The organism is Bradyrhizobium sp. 33ap4, assembly GCF_032654765.1.
GTDB lineage: Bacteria > Pseudomonadota > Alphaproteobacteria > Rhizobiales > Xanthobacteraceae > Bradyrhizobium > Bradyrhizobium australafricanum.
Genome location: NZ_JAUMTJ010000039.1, coordinates 1 through 22,016 on the forward strand (window position 1 = coordinate 1; position 22,016 = coordinate 22,016).

General features: G+C 65.2%; 20 protein-coding genes. 6 read left to right on the top strand and 14 right to left on the bottom strand.

Annotation, left to right across the window (positions count from 1 at the left end):
• Positions 1–142: 142 nt before the first annotated feature.
• Together Q2M23_RS27325 and Q2M23_RS27330 are read right to left on the bottom strand one after the other, a co-directional pair.
• Positions 143–1,201 (bottom strand): phosphotransferase family protein, encoded by a 1,059-nt coding sequence (locus tag Q2M23_RS27325; RefSeq protein WP_092082388.1) that lies wholly within the window; start codon positions 1,199–1,201, stop codon positions 143–145.
• A gap of 135 nt (positions 1,202–1,336) precedes the next feature.
• Entirely contained in the window at positions 1,337–2,569 is a 1,233-nt protein-coding gene (locus Q2M23_RS27330; RefSeq protein ID WP_168857056.1) for an acyl-CoA dehydrogenase family protein, read from the bottom strand.
• A 329-nt stretch (positions 2,570–2,898) separates the two neighbouring features.
• Between Q2M23_RS27330 and Q2M23_RS27335 the strand changes: the two genes are divergently transcribed.
• Entirely contained in the window at positions 2,899–3,588 is a 690-nt protein-coding gene (locus Q2M23_RS27335) for a TetR/AcrR family transcriptional regulator (RefSeq protein WP_057019566.1), read from the top strand.
• A gap of 29 nt (positions 3,589–3,617) precedes the next feature.
• Here the strand turns inward: Q2M23_RS27335 and Q2M23_RS27340 are convergent, their stop codons facing one another.
• The gene (locus tag Q2M23_RS27340) at positions 3,618–4,013 is read right to left on the bottom strand and encodes a RidA family protein (protein WP_168857057.1); all 396 of its coding nucleotides are present in this window, start codon (positions 4,011–4,013) and stop codon (positions 3,618–3,620) included.
• Positions 4,014–4,259: 246 nt separating this feature from the next.
• A complete protein-coding gene (locus Q2M23_RS27345) occupies positions 4,260–5,486 on the bottom strand; it encodes a CaiB/BaiF CoA transferase family protein (protein ID WP_076831417.1) in 1,227 nt (408 codons plus the stop codon).
• A 284-nt stretch (positions 5,487–5,770) separates the two neighbouring features.
• Here Q2M23_RS27345 and Q2M23_RS27350 point away from each other — a divergent pair, with 284 nt between their 5' ends.
• Complete coding sequence (locus Q2M23_RS27350; RefSeq protein ID WP_076831419.1) at positions 5,771–6,022, top strand: hypothetical protein; 252 nt, start codon at positions 5,771–5,773, stop codon at positions 6,020–6,022.
• On the opposite strand, the gene Q2M23_RS27355 is transcribed toward Q2M23_RS27350, so the two are convergent.
• The 4 genes from Q2M23_RS27355 to nirB all read right to left on the bottom strand — a co-directional run bounded on the left by Q2M23_RS27355 (position 6,019) and on the right by nirB (position 12,632).
• The gene (locus tag Q2M23_RS27355; protein ID WP_244558918.1) at positions 6,019–7,074 is read right to left on the bottom strand and encodes an amidohydrolase family protein; all 1,056 of its coding nucleotides are present in this window, start codon (positions 7,072–7,074) and stop codon (positions 6,019–6,021) included. The two genes, Q2M23_RS27350 and Q2M23_RS27355, sit on opposite strands and share 4 nt — an antisense overlap.
• Positions 7,075–7,171: 97 nt before the next feature.
• Positions 7,172–9,835 (bottom strand): molybdopterin-dependent oxidoreductase, encoded by a 2,664-nt coding sequence (locus tag Q2M23_RS27360; RefSeq protein WP_316397674.1) that lies wholly within the window; start codon positions 9,833–9,835, stop codon positions 7,172–7,174.
• A gap of 11 nt (positions 9,836–9,846) precedes the next feature.
• Positions 9,847–10,176 (bottom strand): nitrite reductase small subunit NirD, encoded by a 330-nt coding sequence (gene nirD / locus Q2M23_RS27365; RefSeq protein WP_076831426.1) that lies wholly within the window; start codon positions 10,174–10,176, stop codon positions 9,847–9,849.
• Complete coding sequence (gene nirB / locus Q2M23_RS27370; protein ID WP_316397675.1) at positions 10,173–12,632, bottom strand: nitrite reductase large subunit NirB; 2,460 nt, start codon at positions 12,630–12,632, stop codon at positions 10,173–10,175. Before nirB ends, nirD begins: the two co-directional genes overlap by 4 nt.
• Positions 12,633–12,746: 114 nt before the next feature.
• Between nirB and Q2M23_RS27375 the strand changes: the two genes are divergently transcribed.
• The 3 genes from Q2M23_RS27375 (at position 12,747) to Q2M23_RS27385 (ending at position 16,263) form a co-directional block, all read left to right on the top strand.
• Positions 12,747–13,034, top strand: coding sequence for a hypothetical protein (locus tag Q2M23_RS27375; RefSeq protein WP_316397676.1), 288 nt, complete (start codon positions 12,747–12,749; stop codon positions 13,032–13,034).
• A 232-nt stretch (positions 13,035–13,266) separates the two neighbouring features.
• Complete coding sequence (locus tag Q2M23_RS27380) at positions 13,267–14,526, top strand: MFS transporter (protein ID WP_076831717.1); 1,260 nt, start codon at positions 13,267–13,269, stop codon at positions 14,524–14,526.
• A 63-nt stretch (positions 14,527–14,589) separates the two neighbouring features.
• Entirely contained in the window at positions 14,590–16,263 is a 1,674-nt protein-coding gene (locus Q2M23_RS27385) for a bifunctional protein-serine/threonine kinase/phosphatase (protein ID WP_316397677.1), read from the top strand.
• Between the two features lie 162 nt (positions 16,264–16,425).
• Here the strand turns inward: Q2M23_RS27385 and Q2M23_RS27390 are convergent, their stop codons facing one another.
• The 4 genes from Q2M23_RS27390 to Q2M23_RS27405 all read right to left on the bottom strand — a co-directional run bounded on the left by Q2M23_RS27390 (position 16,426) and on the right by Q2M23_RS27405 (position 20,056).
• The gene (locus Q2M23_RS27390; RefSeq protein WP_253639608.1) at positions 16,426–17,052 is read right to left on the bottom strand and encodes a hypothetical protein; all 627 of its coding nucleotides are present in this window, start codon (positions 17,050–17,052) and stop codon (positions 16,426–16,428) included.
• The gene (locus Q2M23_RS27395) at positions 17,049–17,543 is read right to left on the bottom strand and encodes a c-type cytochrome (RefSeq protein WP_035631104.1); all 495 of its coding nucleotides are present in this window, start codon (positions 17,541–17,543) and stop codon (positions 17,049–17,051) included. Before Q2M23_RS27395 ends, Q2M23_RS27390 begins: the two co-directional genes overlap by 4 nt.
• A 134-nt stretch (positions 17,544–17,677) precedes the next feature.
• Positions 17,678–19,450: a PQQ-dependent dehydrogenase, methanol/ethanol family gene (locus tag Q2M23_RS27400; protein WP_253639606.1), complete on the bottom strand. Its 1,773-nt coding sequence runs from the start codon at positions 19,448–19,450 to the stop codon at positions 17,678–17,680.
• 135 nt (positions 19,451–19,585) lie between these two features.
• Positions 19,586–20,056 carry a copper chaperone PCu(A)C gene (locus Q2M23_RS27405; RefSeq protein ID WP_307720401.1) on the bottom strand — a complete coding sequence of 157 codons (471 nt, stop codon included), beginning with the start codon at positions 20,054–20,056 and terminating at the stop codon, positions 19,586–19,588.
• A 280-nt stretch (positions 20,057–20,336) separates the two neighbouring features.
• On the opposite strand from Q2M23_RS27405, the gene Q2M23_RS27410 reads away from it, so the two are divergent.
• Positions 20,337–21,179 (top strand): phosphotransferase, encoded by an 843-nt coding sequence (locus Q2M23_RS27410; RefSeq protein WP_316397678.1) that lies wholly within the window; start codon positions 20,337–20,339, stop codon positions 21,177–21,179.
• 45 nt (positions 21,180–21,224) lie between these two features.
• Here Q2M23_RS27410 and Q2M23_RS27415 read toward each other — a convergent pair whose 3' ends face one another.
• Both Q2M23_RS27415 and Q2M23_RS27420 read right to left on the bottom strand, forming a co-directional pair.
• A complete protein-coding gene (locus Q2M23_RS27415; RefSeq protein WP_168857061.1) occupies positions 21,225–21,407 on the bottom strand; it encodes a hypothetical protein in 183 nt (60 codons plus the stop codon).
• 88 nt (positions 21,408–21,495) lie between these two features.
• The gene (locus Q2M23_RS27420) at positions 21,496–21,951 is read right to left on the bottom strand and encodes a cupin domain-containing protein (RefSeq protein WP_253639602.1); all 456 of its coding nucleotides are present in this window, start codon (positions 21,949–21,951) and stop codon (positions 21,496–21,498) included.
• Between the last annotated feature and the right edge of the window lie 65 nt (positions 21,952–22,016).

Below are 22,016 nucleotides of genomic sequence, written 5' to 3' on the forward strand. Positions count from 1 at the left end.
CCCAGCCGTCGGAAATCAACCATCTCACCTGACCAGATGGAGCTCCGCTATGCCTGAATTTCCCCGGACACCCCTGCCGCAAGCGGGGCGAGGTAAAAAGAAAAGCGGCGCGAGCCCTGTTGGATCGCGCCGCATTCTTGGATCAGGTTGCGCCGGCCTTCTGCGCGTATTCCCATGACGCCTGCGACAGCGGCACGGTGCGCTTGGCCGACTCGAGGGCCTTGGCATTCGCCGCGGTGCCGTCGCGAACCCGGCCCGCGATGCCCTGCGTGATGCCGGCAAGGCGGAACAGGTTGTAGGAGAAATACCAGTTCAGGTCCGGCACCGGGATGCCGGTCACGTCGCAATAGATCTGCGCCGCTTCATCCTGGCTCGGAATGTTCAATGCCTTGAGGTCGGCATTGACGAGGCCCGGCATGGTCCACTGCATCAACAGGTAGGTGAAGTCGGCCATGGGATCGCCGAGCGTCGACAATTCCCAGTCGAGCACCGCCTGCACCCGCGGCTCGGTGGCGTGGAAGATCATGTTGTCGAGGCGATAGTCGCCATGCACGATCGAGACGCGCTTCTGCTCCGGAACGGTTTTCGGCAGCCACTCGGCGAGCTTCTCGAATTCGGGAATGTGCTGCGTTTCGGAGGCGCGGTACTGCTTGGTCCAGCGATCGACCTGTCGCGCAAAATAATTGCCGGGCTTGCCGAAATCGCCGAGGCCGATCGCCTCGGGATTGAACAGATGAAGCTTGGCCAGCGTCTCGATCTTGCTGGCGAAGATCTTTCGGCGCGCGTCGGGCTCCTGGGTCGGCAGCGTCGGGTCCCAGAACACCCGCCCCTCTTCCATCGACATGATGTAGAAGGCCGAGCCGATCACCGCATCGTCGGTGCACAGGGCGTAGGCTTTCGCGACCGGGAAATTCTGCTTGCCAAGCGCCGCGATCACGCGGAACTCGCGATCGACCGCATGCGCCGACGGCAACAATTTACCGAACGGCTTGCGCCGCATCACATAGTTGCGGCCGGGGGTCTCGAGCTTGTAGGTCGGGTTGGACTGGCCACCCTTGAACTGCAGGACCGTGAGCGGCCCCTGATAGCCTTCGACGTGTTCCCTCATCCAGGCGTCGAGACTGGCCTCGTTGATACGATGGCGCTCCTCGACTTCCCTTGTGCCGGAAAATTCTTCGTCTTTCCTGACGCCGTCCGCCACGATGACGCTCCCTCAACTCGATTTTTCAAGGAGCGCGTCGGGGCGCTCCCTCAATCAGGCTGGCACGCCAGCCTGATCTCTCTTTTTCATTCTGAGCACGATGTGCGCGCGAACGCCATGCGTTCCGCATCATGCTCAGTGCGACGTGTTTGCATACTTCCGAAGTTCAAGTCTGGCAATGGCGCGATTGTGCACCTCGTCCGGACCGTCGGCGAGACGGAGCGTGCGGATGTGGGCATAGGCGCGGGCGAGGCCTGCGTCGTCGGAGACGCCGCCGCCGCCAAAGGCCTGAATCGCCTGGTCGATGATCTTCAGCGCCATGTTGGGAGCTGCGACCTTGATCATCGCGATCTCGGCCTGCGCGGTCTTGTTGCCGACCTTGTCCATCATGTCGGCGGCCTTGAGGCAGAGCAGACGGTTCATCTCGATGTCGGTGCGGGCATCGCCGATGCGCTGCTCCCAGACCGAATGCTCGATGATCTTCTTGCCGAACGCGGTGCGCGAGGCGAGCCGCTTCACCATCTTCTCCAGCGCCTCCTCGGCCTGGCCGATGGTGCGCATGCAGTGATGGATGCGGCCCGGACCGAGACGGCCCTGGGCGATCTCGAAGCCGCGGCCTTCGCCGAGCAGGATGTTTTCCTTCGGCACGCGGACGTTCTCGAGCAGCACCTGGGCGTGGCCGTGCGGCGCATCGTCGAAGCCGAACACCGGCAGCATCTTCTCGACCTTGATGCCGGGGGTATCGAGCGGCACCAGGATCTGCGACTGCTGCTGATGCTTGGCGGCGTTGAAGTCGGTCTTGCCCATCAGGATCGCGATCTTGCAACGAGGATCGCCGACGCCCGACGACCACCATTTGCGGCCGTTGATGACGTAGTGATCGCCGTCCTTCTCGATCCGAGTCTCGATGTTGGTGGCGTCGGACGAAGCGACCGCCGGCTCGGTCATCAGGAAGGCGGAGCGGATCTCGCCGTCCATCAGCGGGCGCAGCCATTTGCGCTTCTGCTCCTTGGTGCCGTAGCGGATGAACACTTCCATGTTGCCGGTATCGGGAGCGGAGCAGTTGAACACTTCCGAAGCCCAGGAGATGCGACCCATCTCTTCCGACAGCAGCGCGTATTCGAGATTGGTCAATCCCGCGCCGTGGAATTCATCGTCCTCATGCGAGGACGGCGGCATGAACATATTCCAGAGGCCTTCGGCCTTCGCCTTCTTCTTCAGATCCTCGAGGATCGGGATCACCTTCCAGCGCGGGCCCTCGGCATCCTGCTTGTCGTAGATCGGCACGGCGGGCCGAACGTGCGTTTTCATGAAGGCCTGAACGCGCTCCAGCCACTCCTTCTGCTTGGGCGACATCGTGAAATCCATGGGACGCTCCTCGTTTCCTAGACTTGGGCCACTCACTTGGGCCGTGAACCTGGGCCGCAGCCATTTGTCGACATTGTTGACCCCGCCTCCGCGGCTCGCAAGGGCGTTCGCGGAAGGGCGGCGTTGGCGTGCCAGAATGCTGCCCCGCGATCCGCGGATTGACATTTCCGACCGTTCAAACGATAGTTTCATACAAATGTTTGAAATGCAACCTCGCGTTCGTCATTCCGGGGCAGCCCGCAGAGCTGAACCCGGAATCCGGAAATTGTGGAGCGAGATTCCGGGTTCGATGCTGCGCATCGCCCCGGAATGACCGGAGGCTCTCAGCCATGGCCAGCGACCAGACCCGATCAGCCATTCTCGCCGCCGCCGAGCGTCTCTATGCCGACCGCGGCTTCGGCGACGTCACGCTGCGCGACATCGTCGCGGAGGCGAACGTCAACCTCGCTGCGGTGAACTATCATTTCGGCTCCAAGGACGAATTGATCGCGGAGCTGTTTGTCACCCGCAGCATCCAGACCAACCGCGAGCGCCTCAACGAACTGCGGGCGGCGGAGGAAAAAGGCGGCGGCCGCGCCGCGATCGAGGACATCATGCGCGCTCTCGTCGGCCCCACCCTGCGCGGCTGCCTCGGGCCGGATCGCGAGGGCTCGACCGCGGCGCGGTTCATGATCCGCGCCTCGATCGAATCCGTGCCGCCGATCCGCCGCATCAAGAATCGCGAGGTCGATCACCTGCGCAAGTTCGCCGCGGCGATGCGCCGCGCGATGCCGGCCAGCAGCGACACCGAGCTCTATTGGGGCCTGCACTTCGCGCTCGCGATGGCGCACCACACCATCCGCGAGAAGGAACGCCTGCTGCGGCTGTCGGAAGGCAAATGCGATCTCGACGACGTCCGCGGCATCATCGATCGCGTGGTCACGGTCTCGGTGATGGCGCTGACGATGGGCGACGTGCCGAGCAAGCCGGCGCCGCGACCGGTCGCGATGCACGGGCGGCTGACGCGGCAGGATTTGTGAAGCGAGGGCGCCGCTGCGGCGCCCTGCCCTTACACCATCGCGATGCAGTCGATCTCGACGTCGAACGGCCCGGTCCATTCCGGGATGCAGACGAAGATCCGCGCCGGCGGCTGGTGCGGGAAGTACCTTGCATAGACTGCATTGAAGGTTGTGAAGTGCTTTGCCGAAGTGCAGAACACGTTGCACTTCATCACATTGTCGAGCGTGGCGCCGGCCGCCTCGAGGCATTGCTTGAGCTGCTCCATGACCAGCTCGCTTTGCCGCTCGATCGACGCGCCGGCGGCGAACTCGCCGGTCGCGGGATCGAACGGCGGCAGGCCGGAGACGAACACCATGTTGCCGGCCCGGGTCACCGGCGATGCCGGCGCCTTCCAGCGCTCCAGCCAAATCGAGATCGGTTCGACGCGGACCACTTCCCGTTTCATGATTGGCACCTTCGATGAGGATCGATGGCGCCAACCTAGCAGGCGGATGTCAATGATGCTTCGATGCTGGTCGAAGTGTTGTTGCGGAATGACGACCCTGGTCCCGTCACCCTGAGGAGCGCGCCCTTGCGCGCGTCTCGAAGGGTCGACGGCCACCAGCGGGGCCGTTCATCCTTCGAGGCTCGCAAGAGCTCGCACCTCAGGATGACGGAGAAACTCCACCGCCCGCGGCCTCGAAGTCAGCGCCTACAGAATCCCCTGCGCCTTCAGTCCCTCGACCTTGGCGTCGTCATAGCCGATGGTCGCCAGCACGTCCTTGGTGTCGGCCCCTAACAGCGGCGGGGCGCGGTACTCGGTGATCGGCGTGCCCGAGAAGGTCAGCGCGTTGCGGATCAGCGACAGGTTCGGCTCGAACGGATGGTCGACCTCGACCCGCATGCCGCGCGACTGCACGTGGGGATCGCTGAACACCTGCTCGAAATTGTTGATCGGGCCGGACGGCACGCCGGCCTCCTCGAGCTTCTCCAGCCAGTAGGCCACCGGATGCTTCAGGAACAGCCCGGCGAAGATCGCCATGATCTCCTTGCCGTGCACGACGCGGTCGTTGTTCTTGACGAAGCGCTTGTCGTTCGCGAGCTCGGGCTCGCCGAGCACGGCGCAGGTGCGCTGGAACTGGCCGTCATTGCCGACCACCAGCATCAGCTCGCCATCAGTGCAGCGGAACACGCCGGCCGGCATGCCGCCATTGCCCCAGGTGCCGCGGCGCGGCGGGGTCTTGCCATTGACGAGGTAAATCTGCAGCCAGTGCGACAGCGATGCGATCACCGTGTCGAACAGGCAGACGTCGATGTGCTGCCCTTCCCCGTTGTTGGCGTCGCGATGGTAGAGCGCCGAGAGGATGCCGATCGAGGTGTTCATGCCGGTCATGTAGTCGACGATCGAGGGGCCGACCTTCATCGGGCCCTCGCCCGGCTCGCCGTCGATATGGCCGGTGACGCTCATCAGGCCGCCCATCGCCTGCAGGATCGCATCATAGCCCGCGCGCGGCGCGTAAGGTCCGGTCTGGCCGAAACCCGTCACCGAGCAATAGATGATACCGGGGTTGAGCTGCTTGATGGTCTCGTAGTCGAGACCGTAACGCTTGAGGTCGCCGACCTTGTAGTTCTCCATCATCACGTCGGCCGTCTTGGCGAGCTCGCGGATGATCGCCTGCCCTTCCGGCTTGGCGATGTTGACGGTGACCGACTTCTTGTTGCGGTTGGCGCAGAGGTAGAACGAGTTGTTGTTGTTCTGCTTGCCTTCGGGATCGGTGAGATAGGGCGGGCCGAAGGCGCGGGCATCGTCGCCGCCGCCGGGCCGCTCGATCTTGATCACCTCGGCGCCGAGATCCGCCAGCATCTGGGCCGACAGCGGGCCCGCGAGCACCCGCGTCAGGTCGAGAATCTTGATGCCCGAGAGTGGCAGAGCCGACATGAACCTTCCTCCAAATCTTGCGATATCTTGATTGTGTCGCACCGGGCCGCGTCCTGCCCGTGTCTTGAGCGCGCCAGAGCCTGCCGATACACCATTTTGGTGTCGCGAGCACTGCATTGTCGGCATGTAGCCATCCGCAGACGGCCTATGTACGACGCACCGGGGCAGCCCCGGGGGGAACCAGCTGCGAGAATCGGGCGATTGCCGCCACGCGAAATTGTGAAGATGACCGACACCCATTTGCCTCAGCGTCAGCGGTATTTTGCCGCGACGAGGAGGAAAACATGCGGACGATCACGACGGTCGGGCTGCTGCTGACGCTGCTTGCGGCCGCGATGCCGCCGGTCGGCGCGCGCGGCGGCCACGGCCATGGCGGCGGGCACGCGATGCACGGCATGCACTTGGGCGGCGCCACTGGCGCCGGCAGTTTTGCCGACGACAAGCGCCACGGCAACGACCCCTACACCAAGGCGGCCTCCGACGAAGAGGACCGCCTGCTCAACAGCAAGCTGAAGAGCATCTGCCGCGGCTGCTAGGACGACGTCCAGCGAAGCCGCGCCAGGATCGCGCGGCCCATGATCCAGTCCTTGTCGCTTTCGCTGAGGAACGGAAGCTCCTCGGTGAATTGCGTCACGCGCTGCCGGTAAGTGGCCCGGGCGAATGAGTTGGTTAGATCGGTCCCCCAGTGGCAGCGCTCCGGGCCGTAGGCGTCGAACAGGCGGTGGATGTGCGGGATCACGTCGCGGAATGGATATCGCTCAGTCGAAATCAGCGGGACCGACGACAACTTCACCGATACATTCGCATATTTTGCGAGCGCGGCCGCCTGGACGATAGCCTCCGGCACCATGTTGTTTTCCGATGAGCCGGGACGAGGGCGAAGTCCCGCGCCGACGCCCATGTGATCGATGATGAGCGTAAGTTGCGGGTGCCGCTCGGCGATGCGGGCGAACAGCGACGTCTGCCCCTCAGTGAGAAACATTACCGGCAGGCGGGCCTTCTCCGCCGCCGGCCAGAACCAGTCCGCGGTTCCGTCTGTCAGCCACGCCGCTTCGCCAGGGCCGACGTTCAACCTCACGCCCAGTACGCCGGGCTGGTCGCGCCAAGTCGCAAGCCGTGCCGCGCGGTCGGGCTTGTCGAGGGCGACACGCGCCATGATGGCGAAGCGGCCCGGGTACCGTCTGACTGCCTCCTGGGCATAATCGATGCGCTCACCTTCAAGCGACACTGGCGGAACGATGACAACGCGATCGATGCCAGCCTCGTCCATCAGTGGAATGACACGCTCGATGGTGAAGGGCTCCGGGAGCTGCGGCTTGGCACCGGGGAGCCAGGGTCTCTCCGGAGTGCTTGCCGGCCACAGGTGAACCTGCGAATCGACGATCACTCGTTTTTGCTGCGCGACTGCTACAGTGGCGCGTTGCATTGACAGCGCGACACCGGTCGCGACGGCGCCGGTCAGAAGATGACGGCGTGAAGGCATGTAATGTCCTTCCTGTTCTATGGCTTTGGTCACGACATGATGGTGATCGGCACGGCGCGCCTCAGCAGGGGTAACCGCAAACTGGCTCGCAATATTGAAGATCACATCAGGAAATTGCGGCCGTAGAAATAGGGCTCACGGTCAATTTGCGCCGCAGCAATCTTGAATCGCGCATTTCTCGGCTGGGCCCTGGCGCGGCGACCTACGACGCGATCGCCTGCCGCGGCTGCGCGGTGGCGCCGATCAGCTTGCCGATCTCGGGCTTGCAGCCGCCGCAATTGGTGCCGGCCTTCAGACAGCGGCCGATCGCATCGACGCTGTCGGCGCCCTTTTTGATCTCGGCGGTGATCTGGTGCCGTCCGACGCTGAAACAGGAGCAGACGATCGGGCCGACATCCTCGCCCGCGCCGAACGGCCTTCCCGCGAGCAGCGACATCCGCGCATTGGCCGACAATTGCTGCTCGGCGAACAGCCCGGTCAGCCAGGCCCGCGACGGCAGCGCGTGATCGGGCGCGATGAACACGCAGCCCTCGAGCCGGCCGTCGCGCACCGCCGCGTAGCGGAAGCGTCCCGCCGCCGGATCGCGATAGGCGATCCACTCGATCTCGACACCTTCGAGGCCGAGCTGCGCCCTCGCCCAGTCGCGCCAGCTCTCCGGGCGAGTGTCGAGCGCGAGCTCCAGCCGCGTGCAATCGCCGGCCTTGCCATAGACCCAATAGCCGCTTGCCGGACGCCTGATCGCGTCGCGGCTCAGGATGAAGGCGTGCCATTTCGGCGTATAGGGATCGGCCTTGACCGGCGTGTGCTTGGACTCCGGCTGGCCGGACACTGGATCTGTCGCCGGATTGACCAGCGCGTTGACGCGCCCCTCGCCGGCGAACTCCGCGTTCCAGTGCATCGGCACGAACACGCAGCCGCGGCGCTGGTCGGCGCTGACCACGACGCGCGCGATCATCTCGCCCCAGCTGCTGGTCAGCCGCACCAATCCCTCGTTTTGCAGCCCGGCCTGCCGCGCATCCTCGGGGTGAAACTCGGCATAGGGCTCGAACACATGCGCCAGCAGCCGGCCGGTTTTGCCGGTCCGGGTCATGGTGTGCCACTGATCGCGCACGCGGCCGGTGTTGAGCACCAGGGGAAAGTCGCGGCTGGTGGCGTGGCGCGCCGCGCGCGGCGCCACCGGTACGAAGCGCGCCTTGCGGTCCGGCGTGAAGAATTGCTGGCTCTCGAACATCCGCGACGTTCCGGCCGGATGGTCCGACGTCACCGGCCACTGCACCGGCGCCAGCGCGTCATAGGCGGTATCGTCCAGCGCCGCCAGCGCCGAGATGTCGAAATCGCGCCGGCCGCTATTCTCGAAGCCGGACAGTTCGGCGTGCTCGCGGAACACCTCGGCCACCGAGGCATAGTCGAAGCCGGAATATCCCATGCGACTGGCGACGTCGCAGATGATGCTCCAGTCGGCGCGCGCCTCGCCCGGCGCTGCGAGAAACGGCCGCTGCCGCGAGATCCGGCGCTCGGAATTGGTGACGGTGCCGTCCTTCTCGCCCCACGCCAGCGCCGGCAGCAGCACGTCGGCATGGCGCGTGGTGTCGGTGTCGCGCATGCAATCCGTCACCACGACGAGCTCGCAGGCGTCGAGCGCGGCGCGCGCGCGATCGGCATCCGGCAGGCTCACCACCGGATTGGTCGAGATGATCCACACCGCCTTGATGCGGCCGTCGGCGATCGCGTCGAACATGTCGACCGCTTTCAGCCCGGCCTTCTCCGCGATCACTGGCGCACGCCAGAACCGCTGCACCAGCTCGCGATGCGCGGGATTCTCGATCTCCATATGCGCGGCGAGCTGGTTGGCGAGCCCGCCGACCTCGCGGCCGCCCATCGCGTTGGGCTGGCCGGTCAGCGAGAACGGCCCCATGCCGGGACGGCCGATGCGTCCAGTCAAGAGATGGCAATTGATGATGGCGTTGACCTTGTCGACGCCGCTCGACGACTGGTTGATGCCTTGCGAATACAGCGTGACGACGCGCTCGGTGCGCGTGAACCAGTCGAAGAACAGCCCGACCGCGCCTTCGGTCAGGCCGCAGGTCGCCGCGGTCTGCGCCACGGTCTGGCCGCCGACCTGCTTCAGCGCGTCGACCACACCCGTCGTGCAATTGCCGACAAAGCCGCGGTCGACCGCGTTGCTGCCGGCGAGAAAGGCGAACAGGCCGTTGAACAGCACGGAATCGCTGCCCGAGCGCAGCGGCAGATGCAGATCGGCGCCCTCGCAGGTCGCGGTGCTGCGCGGATCGATCACCACGATCTTGCAGGCCGGATTCTTCTCCTTCGCCGCCAGCATGCGCTGGTGCAGGATCGGATGGCACCAGGCGGCGTTGGAGCCCACCAGCACGAGTAAGTCCGCCTGCTCGAGATCCTCATAGCAGCCCGGCACGGTGTCGCTGCCGAACGCGCGCTTGTGCCCCGCGACGCTGGAGGCCATGCACAGCCGCGAATTGGTGTCGATATTGGCGGTGCCGACGAAGCCCTTGGCGAGCTTGTTGATGACGTAATAGTCCTCGGTCAGCAGCTGGCCGGAAACATAGAACGCGACCGCGTCGGGCCCGTGCTCGCGTATGATCCTGCTAAAGCCATCGGCGACGCGATCGAGCGCGTCGTCCCATGACGCCGGCGCGCCGTCCACCATCGGCTCGAGCAGACGCCCGTCGAGATCGATGGTCTCGGCGAGCGCCGAGCCCTTGCTGCAGAGCCGGCCGAAATTGGCCGGATGCTGCCTGTCGCCCTCGACGGTGACGGCACCGGCCGCGTCCTTCGACGCGATGACGCCACAGCCGACACCGCAATAGGGACACGTGGTCTTGACGGACATTGCGTGACCGCTCAGCTCACCGCGGCCGGCTGCCGCACCGACAGCCAGACAACGCCGTTCTCGACCTTGGCCGGATGGGTATGGGTGCAGCCTTCGTCGGGCGCGACGGCCTGCCCGCTCGCCAGTTCGATGACGAAGTTATGCAGCGGACAGGTCACGCGCTTGTTGTGCACGATGCCCTGCGACAGCGGCCCGCCCTTGTGCGGGCAGCGGTCGTCGAGCGCGAACACCTCGTCGCTCTCGGTCCGGAACACTGCGATGTTGCCGCCCGGCGTGCGCACCACGCGCGAGCCGAGCCGCGGAATGTCGGTCAATGCGCCGATTTCGATCCACTGAGTCATGCGAGCTCCAATTCGGCGAGAGGCGCGAACTCGTTGCGGTCGACGCCGCGGCTGGCACGCTCGGCCCACGGATCGGTCTGCGCGAACTGCTGCGAATAGGCAAAGCGAGCGAACAGCGCCTTGCGGTTCGCAACGTCGTCGACCACCCGCTTCCTGATCTGCTCGAGACCAACGCGGTCACACCATTTGTACATGCGCTCCAGATACCAGCCCTCCTCGCGGTAGAGCTGGGTCAGCGCCACGATCACCTCGAGGCATTCGTCCTCGGTCTCGACCTTGGTCAGGAACTCGGTGCCCTTGATGTGCAGTCCGGCGGCACCGGCGAAATGGATCTCGTAACCGGAATCGACGCAGACCACGCCGACGTCCTTGCAGGTCGCTTCCGCGCAGTTGCGCGGGCAGCCGGAGACGCCGAGCTTGACCTTGGCCGGCGTCCACGAGCCCCACATGAACTTCTCGAGCTTGACGCCGAGGCCGGTGGAATCCTGGGTGCCGAAGCGACACCATTCGGAGCCGACGCAGGTCTTCACCGTGCGCAGGCCCTTGGCGTAGGCGTGGCCCGACACCAAGCCGGCGTCGTTGAGGTCGGCCCACACCGCCGGCAGGTCCTCCTTCTTGACGCCGAGCAGGTCGATGCGCTGGCCGCCGGTGACCTTCACCGTCGGGATGTTGAACTTCTCGGCGACGTCGGCGATCGCGCGCAGCTCGCTCGGCGTCGTGACGCCGCCCCACATCCGCGGCACGACCGAATAGGTGCCGTCCTTCTGGATGTTGGCGTGGACGCGCTCGTTGATGAAGCGCGACTGCTGATCGTCGCGATATTCGCCGGGCCAGGTCGCGAGCAGATAGTAATTCAGCGCCGGACGGCAGGAGTGGCAGCCGTTCAGGGTCTTCCACTCCATGAAGCGCATGACCGCGGGAATGGTCTTGAGCTGCTGCTCGACGATCACGCGGCGAACGTCGTCGTGGCTGTGATCGGTGCATTTGCACAGCGGCTTGACCTTCGGCGCCGCCGAATAGTCGCCGCCGAGCGTGAACGCCAGCACCTGCTCGACAAGGCCGGTGCAGGAGCCGCAGGACGACGATGCCTTGGTATGGGCGCGGACGTCGTCGAGCGTGAACAGCTTCTTCTCGCTGATCGCCTTGACGATGGCACCTTTGCAGACGCCGTTGCAGCCGCAGATCTCGGTCTCGTCGCTCATCGCGGCAACCGAGCTCTGGCCGCTGACGCCGCCATCGCCGAGATTGGCGGCGCCGAACACCAGGCGCTCGCGCATATGCGAGACGTCGGTGCCGTCACGCAGGTGCTGGAAGTACCAGGGGCCGTCGATGGTGTCGCCATAGAGCACGGCGCCGACGATCTTCTTGTCCTTCAGGATGATGCGCTTGTAGACGCCGCGGTTGGCGTCCTGCAGCACGATCTCCTCCTTGTCCGGCCCCGGCGCGAAGTCGCCGGCGGAGAACAGGTCGATGCCGGTGACCTTCAGCTTGGTCGAGGTGACCGAGCCGTCATAGGTGGCAAACCCCTTCATCGCGAGGTGGTTGGCGCAGACCTTGGCCTGGTCGAACAGCGGCGCGACGAGACCGTAGGTCTGGCGGCGGTGCTGCACGCACTCGCCGACCGCGTAGATGCGGCCGTCATAGGTCTGCATGGTGTCGGAAACGACGATGCCGCGCTCGCAGTAGAGCCCGGCCTTCTTGGCGAGCTCAAAATTCGGACGGATGCCGACCGCCATCACCACGAGATCGGCCGGCAGCTCGGTGCCGTCGCCGAACCGCACGCCGGTGACGCGGTCCTCGCCCAGGATGGCCTGGGTCTGCGCCGGCATCTTGAACACCATGCCGCGCTCTTCCAGCGACTTGCGCAACAGGCCGCCGGCCACCGGATCGAGCTGACGCTCCATCAGCGTGTCGAGCAGATGCACGACCGTGACGTTCATGCCGCGCTTCATCAGCCCATTGGCGGCCTCGAGGCCCAACAGGCCGCCGCCGATCACCACCGCGTTGCGATAGTCGGTCGAGGCCTTGATCATGCGATCGACGTCATAGATGTCGCGGAAGCCGATCACGCCCGGCAGGTCCTTGCCCGGCAGCGGCAGCATGATCGGGTTTGAGCCCGTCGCGATCAAGAGGCGGTCATAGGGCACCCGCTCGCCGGCCTCGGTGACGACTTCGCAGGTCCGGCGATCGATCATGGTGATCGTCTCGCCCTTGCGCAGCGTGATGTTGTTGTCCTCGTACCAGTCGACGGTGTTGAGCATGATGTCGTCGACGGTCTTCTCGCCGGCGAGCACCGGCGACAGCAGGATGCGGTTGTAATTGCCGTAGGGCTCGGAGCCGAACACCGTGATGTCGTAGAGATCGGGCGCGCGCTCCAGCAGCGCCTCGACCGTCCGGATGCCGGCCATCCCGTTGCCGATCACCACGAGCTTCTGCTTGGTCACTTTGTCGAGCATGGTCTGCCTTTCAATTCCGACGGCGCTGCGCAGCGACGCGGCGTGCGTCGTTGATGGGCACCGATAAAGGTTTGGAGTTGTAGGAAGCCCAGCCGCGGGCGCAGACCGTCTTCGATGACGACCGATGTTCCGTTGTTGATTGATATTCAAAACGCGTGCCAACTCGCGGCGGGCAAATCCGGCCGCAAAATCAAGAGGTTTCCGGCCGATCAAAATCCACCGGTCCGCGCGCCGCGCCGACAGCCGGCCGAAATTTTAGCCACGCCGATGATCTCTTGTGCATCACAGCATCGCCGGCCGCGATGCGATCGCGAAATCGCATTTGATGCGCGATCGCAGGGACTTGGCGCATCGCACAAAAAAGCACCAGCATGCACGTTTGCGCGGCGGCACTTGCCGTAAGCCACGCCACGCGCGGCGGCGGAACGCTGTTCGCGATTGCGCGGCAACGTCTTGCGACTGCACGGCAAAGCGACACGACCTGATCGATGGCACGGTAATTGCTGACCCCAGCTGTTGACGGAGTGCGTCTCAACGACGAGCGCACTCCCATTCACCAACATTCCATTTGTCTGCGCCTGAGATGGCCGCGCTTTCGCGGCTGCCTCCGCCGCATCAACGCGAGATGCTTGCGATGAAGCTAGCCGAGTTCAAGAAGGCAGGTCACTGGCCGACACTGCTTGCCGCGTTCCTGTACTTCGACATCAGTTTCATGGCGTGGGTCGCGCTCGGACCGCTGATCGTCTACATCGCGCGAGACATGAATCTGGCCGTGAACGAGAAGTTCACCCTGGTCGCCATTCCCGTGCTGGCCGGCGCGCTGCTGCGCGTGCCGATGGGCATTCTCGCCGACATCATCGGCGCCAAGCGCACCGGCATCATCGCCCAGCTCGTCGTGATCGCCGCGACTGCTGCGGTGTGGCACTTCGGGCTGACCAGCAAGCTCGCGATCGAGCTGTTCGGGCTTGCGCTCGGCGTCGGCGGCGCCTCGTTCGCCGTCGCCCTGCCCCAGGCGAGCCGCTGGTATCCGCCGCAATATCAGGGCGTGGTGATGGGGATTGCCGGTGCCGGCAATATGGGCGTCGTGCTCGACACGCTGCTCGCGCCGACCATTGCCGAGCATTGGGGCTGGCAGGCCGTGTTCGGCTGCCTGCTTATTCCCATGCTGATGGTGCTCGCCTATTACGCGGTCGCAGCCAAGGACGCGCCGGGCGAGCGCAAGAAGGTCTCGCTGCAGGCCTACGGCGCACTGCTGAAGGATTCCGACAGCCGCTGGTTCATGTTCTTCTACTTCATCACCTTCGGCGGCTTCGTCGGCCTCGCCAACGCGCTGCCGCTCTATTTCACCGTGCAGTATCATGTCTCCGGCGTCGCGGCGGGCATGCTGGTCGCGCTGATCGTCGCGTTCGGCTCGGGATTCCGTCCCGTCGGCGGCATGATCGCCGACCGGATCGGCGGCATCCGTTCGCTGTCGATCCTGTTCGGTGTTGTGGTCGCGGCCTATCTCGTCATTGCCTTCATGCCGGAGGGCCCGACGGCGCCGACGCAGGCCGGTTGGGCGTTGACCGAACTGCCGCGCATCGCCTGGATCTCGGTGCTGCTGTTCTCGATCGGCGTGCTGGCGCTCGGCATGGGCAACGGCGCGGTATTCCAGCTGATCCCGCTGCGCTTCCGTCACGAGATCGGCCTGATGACCGGGCTGGTCGGTTGCGCCGGCGGCGTCGGCGGCTTCTTCCTCGCCCAGACGCTCGGCGCCGCCAAGGGCATGACCGGCGGCTTCGGCGCCGGCTTCCTGTTCTTCGGCGGGCTGGCGTTGCTTGGCTTCATCGGACTTGCCATGGTCAAGGTTCGCTGGCGCACCACCTGGGGCGCGGTATCGGGAGCGCGCGTCTGAGGACTCCGCTCCGCAACGTGACGGGGCTCGGACGTGGCGAACGGTTCGCAACGGGACTTGGGGGTGCGCGTCGGCTTCGCCAGCGAGACCGGCAAGCGCGCCGCCAATGAGGACTATGTCGCGGCCTGCTTGGGCCAGCCGGGCACGCTGCATCGCGACGTGGTTGCCGCGGTCGCCGACGGCGTCGGCGGCCACAAGGGCGGACGCGAGGCCGCGGAGGTCGCGGTCCGCAGCTTCATCGACGCCTATTATTCGTTGCCCGAGACGCTCGGCGTCCGCCGCCGCGCCGCGCGGGCGCTGGAAGCCGCCAACAGCTGGATCCACGGCCAGGGCCGCGTCGATGCCGCGCGCAGCGGCATGGCCTGCGCGTTCTCCTCGATCATCCTGTCACGGCGGCAATGCCATGTGATCCATATCGGCGACACCCGTGCCTATCGCCTGAGCGACGGCCGGCTGGAACGCCTGACGCAGGACCATATCGCCGGCCGCGGCGACCTCGCCCACATGCTAAGCCGCGCCATCGGTTTCGAGGAGTTCGCCCGCTTCGACTACACGTCCCTCGGGCTCCGGCAGCATGATCGCCTGCTGATCTGCAGCGACGGGGTTCACGGCGCGCTCGGCGATTTGCGTCTCCAGCAATTGCTGGAGGAACGCACGCCGCCCGACGAGTCCGCGCGCAGCATCGTCGACGCCGCCCTCGCGGCCGGCAGCAGCGACAACACGACCGCGCTGGTGCTCGACGTCGTCGACCTGCCGCCGGCGGACCGCGACGACCTTACCCACGCGATCGCGACGCTGCCGATCCTCGATTTGCCGGTGACCGGCGATACGATCGACGATTTCAGCCTCGGCGACGTCTTGTCCGACGGGCGCTACAGCCGCCTGTTCAAGGCGATCGACAAGCGCGCCAGCCGCGAAGTGGTGCTGAAGTTTCCCCATCCGCGGGTCGCGAGCGAAGGCTCCTACCGCCTCGCCTTCGTGCGCGAGGCCTGGGTCGCCGCGCGTGTGCGCAGCCTCTGGATCGGCGAAATCATCGAGGTGCCGGCGGAGCGGCAGACCAGGCTCTATTCGGCGATGCCGCTCTACGAGGGCGAAACGCTCGAGCAACGGCTTGGTCGCGCGCCGCGGCTGTCGCTCACCGACGGCATCGCGATCGCAACCAAGCTGGTGCGTGCGGCCACCGCGCTGCACCGCGCCGGCATCATCCATCGCGACATCAAGCCGGACAACGTGATCCTGCTGAAGGACGGCGGGTTGCGCCTTGTCGATCTCGGCGTCGCGCGGGTGCCGCTCTTGGAGGATTTTCCCGCCGAGGACATTCCGGGCACCGCGAGCTACATGGCGCCCGAACTGTTCGGCGGCAAGGCCGGCGACGAGGCCTCCGACCTGTTCGCGCTCGGCGTCACGGTCTACCGCATGTTCACCGCGAACTATCCGTTCGGCGAGATCGAGCCGTTCTCGCGGCCGCGCTTCGGCAAGCCCGCGCCGCTGTCGCGCTACCGGCCGGATCTGCCGGCCTGGCTCGACGCGGTGATCGGCAAGGCGCTCAGCGTCGACCCGGCACAACGCTTCGGCGATGCCATCGAATTCGCACACGAACTGGAAAACGGCGCGACCTGGGCCGGCCCCGCCGTCACCACCCGCAAATCGCTGCACGACCGCGATCCCGTGACCTTCTGGAAGGTGCTGTGCGCGATCCTGGCCCTGATCGTCGTGGTGCTGCTGGCGCGGCATTAGACTAGCTCCGTCATGCCCGGCCTTGTGCCGGGCATCCACGTCTTCGCTGCAATCGCGTAAGAAAAGACGTGGATGGCCGGGACAAGCCCGGCCATGACGAAAAGAAAGAGAGTCATTTTAGATCAGTTAGGCAGCTGAAATTTGGCTATTTCAGTTTGCAGCTCAGGACCCGGCGCGGCGGATCGTGATGCGGGTCTCGTCGGTCATGTCCTTGAGCTCCTTGTTCGGCTCGCGGTAGAGATGGCGCTCGATCTCGACCGTGCGGCCGTCGATCGTCTTGGTGCATTTCTCGTCGACAAATACGCCGCCGACCTCCTGCTTGTCGGCGCCCGGCTGTGCCTTGGAACAGGTCCAGCCGTCCTCGCCATAGCGCGACCTCGCCTGCAGGCCGAGCAGGAAGGCCTTCTTGCGCAGATAGAGCCGCGCCTTCGGATCGGTCTCGATCATCAGCGCCGCGATCTTGGCGTCCTTGTCGATCATGACGGTGAGGATCGCGGGATGGCCGCCGACCATGGTGCCTTCCCGCCCACTCTCGCGATCGTACTCGAAGCGGATGCCGCGCAGCTGGTCCCGTCCGGCCTGGCAAGCCTGCCATTGCGCCCAGTCAGCCAATCTGTGGGTCTTCTCGCCGACGCAAGTCAGGTTGATGTAGCCCGCGTCCGGCACGCTGCTGATCGCCATTCCGACGCTGATGTCGCGCAGGTCTCCCGCGGTCGCCATCGCCGGCACCGCTGCCATGACGGTGACAGCGAAGACCAAGCCACGGATTGCCGATCCTTGCTTGCTCATGGCTTTGCCTTCTCGCTCTGATCGGACGGCGCGGCGGCGTGGCCGGCCTCCTTGTAGATGTTGCAGACCCGCGAGCCATCGCCGAAGAACGCGATGCATTCATCGTAGGTCGGCTCGCCCTTGCCCTTGACGCGGGCGAGCACGTAGTCGGCGACGGCCTCGATCTCGTTCGGCCGCAGGAACACATTCGCTTCGGGCGGCATGCGGTCCGCGACGTCCTGCCGGGTCATCTCGTAGCATTTCGTGGTGTCGTAGGAGCCGCGCACGAAGAACGGCATGCCGGTGCCCGGCCGGCCGCACGTCACGGTCTCGATGATCTGCTCGCGGGTCAGCTCGGTCTTGCGCAGCGACAGCGCGTCGCCGCCATAGCCGCCGCCGCCATTGCCGTGCCATTTGTGGCAGCCGACGCAATTGCCGCGCTTGAACACCGCCTTGCCCGCATCGGTCGGATCGCTCGCCGACTGCGCTTGCGCGGTACCGATAAATCCCATCACCAGCGCGCAGCCGAGCCACGTGCCAACCAGCGATATTTTTTTCATTTGTCTTGTTTCTTGTCTTTTTTCTTGTCTTTCTCGGCCAAATCGACGCGGGAGGCCTCGGTGAGAGGCCTCCCGCGCTTGCGACGTCAAAGGGCGAACACGTAGAGCATCGAGCCCGGCTGCATCCGCTTCAGCTCGGGCGTGGCATCGATGAACCACTTGTCCCAGGCACCGCCGAGGCCGACCAGGATCGCGACATACTGCTTGCCGTCCACCGAGAACGTCATCGGAGGCGCATTGACGCCGCCGCCGGTGTTGAACTGCCAGAGCTGCTGCAGCGATTTCGCGTCGTAGGCGATCACCTCGCCGGACGGCTGTCCGGAGAACACGAGGTCGGGCGTCGCCAGGATGCCGCCGAGGTTCGGGAATTCGGTCTCCGCCTTCCCTGCCACCTTGCCGGTGGTGACGTCGATCGCGGTGACGCTGCCGGTGATCTTGACCGGCTGGCTCGGTCCGCCGCCCGTGAAGAACTCGCGCTTCTTCAACTTGTCCGGCGTCGTCTCCTCGACCGTGATCCGGTTGCAGCTCTCGATCACCGGGATGTACCAGAGCTTCAGGTTCGGATTATACGCGGTCGGCGGCCAGTTCTTGCCGCCCATGTTGCCGGGGCAGATGTCCGTCACCTTGTTGGTGCGGCTTGGCGTCACCGCCGCGTTGTAGCGCTGCACGCCCTGCTTCGGATCATACTCCACCGGCTTGCCGGATTCGGGGTCGAGACCCTTGGTCCAGGTCACCTTCTTGACGAACGGCAGACCCCAGATGAACTTGCCGCTGTTGCGGTCGATCGCGTAGGCAAAGCCGTTGCGGTCGGCCTCGAGCGCGAGCTTCTGCGTCGTGTTGTTCGGACCGGGGACGTCGACCAGCACGTTCTCCGCCACGCTGTCATAGTCGTAGGGATCGTTCGGCGTGTGCTGGTAGTGCCACTTGATCTTGCCGGTGTCGGCATCGAGACCAAGCGAGGAGTCGGTGTAGAGGTTGTCGCCGGGCCGATACTCGTTGTCCCAGTCCGGTCCGGGATTGCCGACGCCCCAGACGATGGTGTTGGTCGAGGGGTCGAAGCTGCCGGTGACCCAAGTCGATCCGCCGCCGCTCGCCTTGGCGTCCTTGTCGTCCTTCCAGGTCTCGTGACCCGCCTCGTCCTTGCCCGGGATCGTGTGGGTGCGCCACACTTCCTTCTGGCTCTTCAGGTCGGTCGCCGCGATCCAGCCGCGAATGCCGTATTCGGCGCCGGCCACGCCCGTGATCGCCATGTCCTTGACGATCAGCGGTGCGCCGGTGATCACCTCGCCCTTGTCGGGATCGGCGACCTGGCGCTGCCAGGCGACCTGCCCGGTCTCCTTGTTGGTCGCGATCAGGCGGCCGTCGAGCGTGTGCGAGACGACGAGGTTGCCCCACAATGCGACGCCGCGGTTGTCGACGCCGCAGCAGGCGACTGCGCCGGCCCAGTCATGGTCGGTCTTCGGATCCATCTTCCAGAGCAGCACGCCTTTGCCGCCATGCGCATCGATCTTGTAGACCGAACCCCAGCCGTCGGTGACGTACATGAAGCCGTTCTCGACGATCGGCGTCCCCTCCAGGCCGCCATGCGACCAGATTCCGCCGCCCTCGACGCCGCCGAGATGCATGGTCCAGGCGACCTTGAGGTTCTTGACGTTGTCCTTGTTGATATCGGCCAGCGACGAGAAGCGCGTCGCCGAATAGTTCTTGTGGTGGTGCAGCCAGTTGCCTGCTTCCTTGTCAGCATTGAGCAGACGGTCCTGGCCGACATCGTCGGCGAGCGCGAAAGAGCCCGCGAAGGTCGCTGCGGATGCTACTGCCGCGGCGAGGATATGCGACTTTACCCAATTCAACCTTGTCATGAGTTCATTTCCTCCGGATCTAGCATTCTTCATTGATCGAACCGCCCGTCACACACGGGCGATCACGCGAGAAGCCTTGAGTCCCGGCGCATGGCTGTGCACCACCCGCCGTCTTGTTGGGTCACTTGTGTGAGGTCACTTCTGGACCTGTACCTCCGTCTCGATGGTGCCTGCTTTCTGAAAAACGATCGCGCATTTGAAGGTCTCGCCCGGCGTGAGCGCCTGACGCATCTGCAGCAGCATGACGTGATAACCGTCACGCTTCAGCTCGAGCATTGCCTTTGCCGGCACTGGTATATTGGATATCGAGCGCATCGCCGGTGCGCCTTCGCCGCGATCCACAGTATGACGCTCGGAAAAATTCGCAACCGGGCAGCGGACACGAAGCAGCGCATCGGCGCTGTCGGCCTCGTTCTTGATCGTCATCGTCAACGGTAGGTCCCCGCCCGCTTTGTCGACCGCCGGCACGCGCGCGTCCACAATCTGCAAGGACTCGTTCGCGGCGGCGTTATGCATCACTCCGAACGTGCTGATCAGGCAGAATAATGGCAACGCGATCCATGATCGGCACGCAACGGCGCAATGCAACTCCCGCTCGAACGACATCAAGTTCTCTCCCAACATGATTTTTGCAGCATTGTTTCATGCTTCGTCGTGCGCTGCCAGCAATAGATCGCGAACGCTGCATCAACGCGATTTTGGGCACGCATAGCGGCCATGCTAACTTCCTGCGCATGAGTGCTCGATAAACTTCCGCCGGCACAGCGCGACGCAGCACATGCCGCACTGCGTCAGGTGATCGGCACCGCGGCGATCGACGCGGTCACATCGGTCTCGGGCGGCGCAACGTCGGCGCAATTGTTCCGGATCGATGCAGGCGGCGAGAATGATTTGCTCCGAATTCGAAGGAATGCCGAACCCGCTGCGCAATCCGTTTCAGTATGTGTCGCTCAGGATCGCCGCCGAGGCCGGCATCGCGCCGCGACTCCATCATGTCGACGAGGCCTCGCGCGTCGCGGTGATGGATTTTGTGCAGCGGCAGCCGCTCGGCCGCTATCCCGGCGGCCTGCCGGCGCTGGCGAAGGCGCTCGGCGAATTGCTGGCGCGCCTGCAGGCGACGCCGACCTTTCCCGCTTTCGTGCGCTACCCCGACATCGTGGCCCGGCTCTGGGCCCATGTCGGCCGCACCGGCCTGTTCGCGCCCGGCGTGCTTGAGCGCTGCAACGCGCACCTCGCGCGCATCCGCGCGGCCTATGCCTGGGATGAGGCCAACTCGGTGTCGAGCCACAACGACTCGCTCCCCGCCAACATCCTGTTCGACGGCAACAGGCTCTGGATGATCGACTGGGAATCCGCCTATCGCACCGATCCGCTGGTCGATCTTGCGATTGTCGGCGATAGCCTGGCGCGGACGCCGGAGCTGGAAAGCATCTTGCATCGTGCCTGGCTCGGCCGCCCGCTCGACGAGCCGCTCCGCGCACGGTTCGCACATGTCCGCGCGCTCACCCGGCTCTACTATGCCGGCGTGCTGCTCAGCGCATCCGCGACGGCGCCGCGCACCATACCCGATACGAGCCTTGCCACACCGACGCTCGCCGAGCTCGCAGAGGCCACACGCGCCGGCCGGCTCAAGGCCGGCACGCCGGCGGCCAAGCACGTGCTGGGCAAGATGTTCGTCGCCTCGTTCCTGACCGAGGTCGCGACGCCCGGCTTCGATCTTTCGGTCTGACGTTCAACCCGGCGGATCGAACGTCGACGGAAACTGCGGCGCAGCTCACTGCGGCACCGGGTGCAGCCTTGCGAGCTGGTCGAGCGACAATTCGGCCTCGCGATCGCTCAGGGGAAAACGCACGATCACGTCCTGACGCGCCAGCTGGCCCCACAGCGCATCCGACGACCATTTCTGCGGCTCGGGTCCGCGCGGACCGTCGACCCAGATGAAATACCATTCCGCCATGGAGGCGACCAAAGCTCCTCGCCGGAACATTGGTCCTTCGCCGGCCAATCCGCAACGCCCGATTTCGTGCGCGGCGCGACAGGTGGGGCTATTCGTACGGCGTGCCGTCCTTGTGCAGGAAGCGGCCGTCGGAGCTCGGGCTCATCATGTCGATGTCGGAGCAGGTGATGACGTCGGCGCGCGAGCGCGAGCCGACCTCGAGATAGGTCGCCGTCATCTGCGACCTGTTGATCAGATGATGCCCGTTGCCGGAGTTCTTCGGAAACGCCGCGCAATCGCCGGCCCGCAGCACCGTCTCACCGCCGTCCTCCACCAGAACCACTTCGCCCGCGAGCACATAGACGAACTCGTCCTCATCCGAATGCCAGTGGCGCTGGCTCGACCAGTTGCCGGGCGGCAGCCGCATCAGGTTGACGCCGAAGTCGGCGAGCCCGCCGGCATCACCGAGACGCTGCCGCACCCGCTCGGCGCACGGCGCGGCGAACTCCGCCGGATAGCCGGTCCCGTTGCGTTCCGGCACGTTTGCAAGGTCGACCCTGGGCATGGCGTCTCTCCGGCGGTTGGCGGGCGAACGAGCGATCGGGCCGACTGCAATTGGTTTCATGGAAG

Excerpts from the sequence above, each read along its gene's own strand:
- Q2M23_RS27345 (WP_076831417.1), bottom strand. The coding sequence starts at position 5,486 with ATGTCGGCTCTGCCACTCTCGGGCATCAAGATTCTCGACCTGACGCGG.
- nirD (WP_076831426.1), bottom strand. The coding sequence starts at position 10,176 with ATGACTCAGTGGATCGAAATCGGCGCATTGACCGACATTCCGCGGCTC.
- Q2M23_RS27350 (WP_076831419.1), top strand. The coding sequence starts at position 5,771 with ATGCGGACGATCACGACGGTCGGGCTGCTGCTGACGCTGCTTGCGGCC.
- Q2M23_RS27395 (WP_035631104.1), bottom strand. The coding sequence starts at position 17,543 with ATGGGATTTATCGGTACCGCGCAAGCGCAGTCGGCGAGCGATCCGACC.
- Q2M23_RS27400 (WP_253639606.1), bottom strand. The coding sequence starts at position 19,450 with ATGACAAGGTTGAATTGGGTAAAGTCGCATATCCTCGCCGCGGCAGTA.
- Q2M23_RS27420 (WP_253639602.1), bottom strand. The coding sequence starts at position 21,951 with ATGCCCAGGGTCGACCTTGCAAACGTGCCGGAACGCAACGGGACCGGC.
- Q2M23_RS27405 (WP_307720401.1), bottom strand. The coding sequence starts at position 20,056 with ATGTCGTTCGAGCGGGAGTTGCATTGCGCCGTTGCGTGCCGATCATGG.
- Q2M23_RS27410 (WP_316397678.1), top strand. The coding sequence starts at position 20,337 with ATGATTTGCTCCGAATTCGAAGGAATGCCGAACCCGCTGCGCAATCCG.
- Q2M23_RS27360 (WP_316397674.1), bottom strand. The coding sequence starts at position 9,835 with ATGTCCGTCAAGACCACGTGTCCCTATTGCGGTGTCGGCTGTGGCGTC.
- Q2M23_RS27335 (WP_057019566.1), top strand. The coding sequence starts at position 2,899 with ATGGCCAGCGACCAGACCCGATCAGCCATTCTCGCCGCCGCCGAGCGT.
- Q2M23_RS27330 (WP_168857056.1), bottom strand. The coding sequence starts at position 2,569 with ATGGATTTCACGATGTCGCCCAAGCAGAAGGAGTGGCTGGAGCGCGTT.
- Q2M23_RS27340 (WP_168857057.1), bottom strand. The coding sequence starts at position 4,013 with ATGAAACGGGAAGTGGTCCGCGTCGAACCGATCTCGATTTGGCTGGAG.
- Q2M23_RS27380 (WP_076831717.1), top strand. The coding sequence starts at position 13,267 with ATGAAGCTAGCCGAGTTCAAGAAGGCAGGTCACTGGCCGACACTGCTT.
- Q2M23_RS27390 (WP_253639608.1), bottom strand. The coding sequence starts at position 17,052 with ATGAGCAAGCAAGGATCGGCAATCCGTGGCTTGGTCTTCGCTGTCACC.
- Q2M23_RS27375 (WP_316397676.1), top strand. The coding sequence starts at position 12,747 with ATGACGACCGATGTTCCGTTGTTGATTGATATTCAAAACGCGTGCCAA.
- Q2M23_RS27415 (WP_168857061.1), bottom strand. The coding sequence starts at position 21,407 with ATGGCGGAATGGTATTTCATCTGGGTCGACGGTCCGCGCGGACCCGAG.
- nirB (WP_316397675.1), bottom strand. The coding sequence starts at position 12,632 with ATGCTCGACAAAGTGACCAAGCAGAAGCTCGTGGTGATCGGCAACGGG.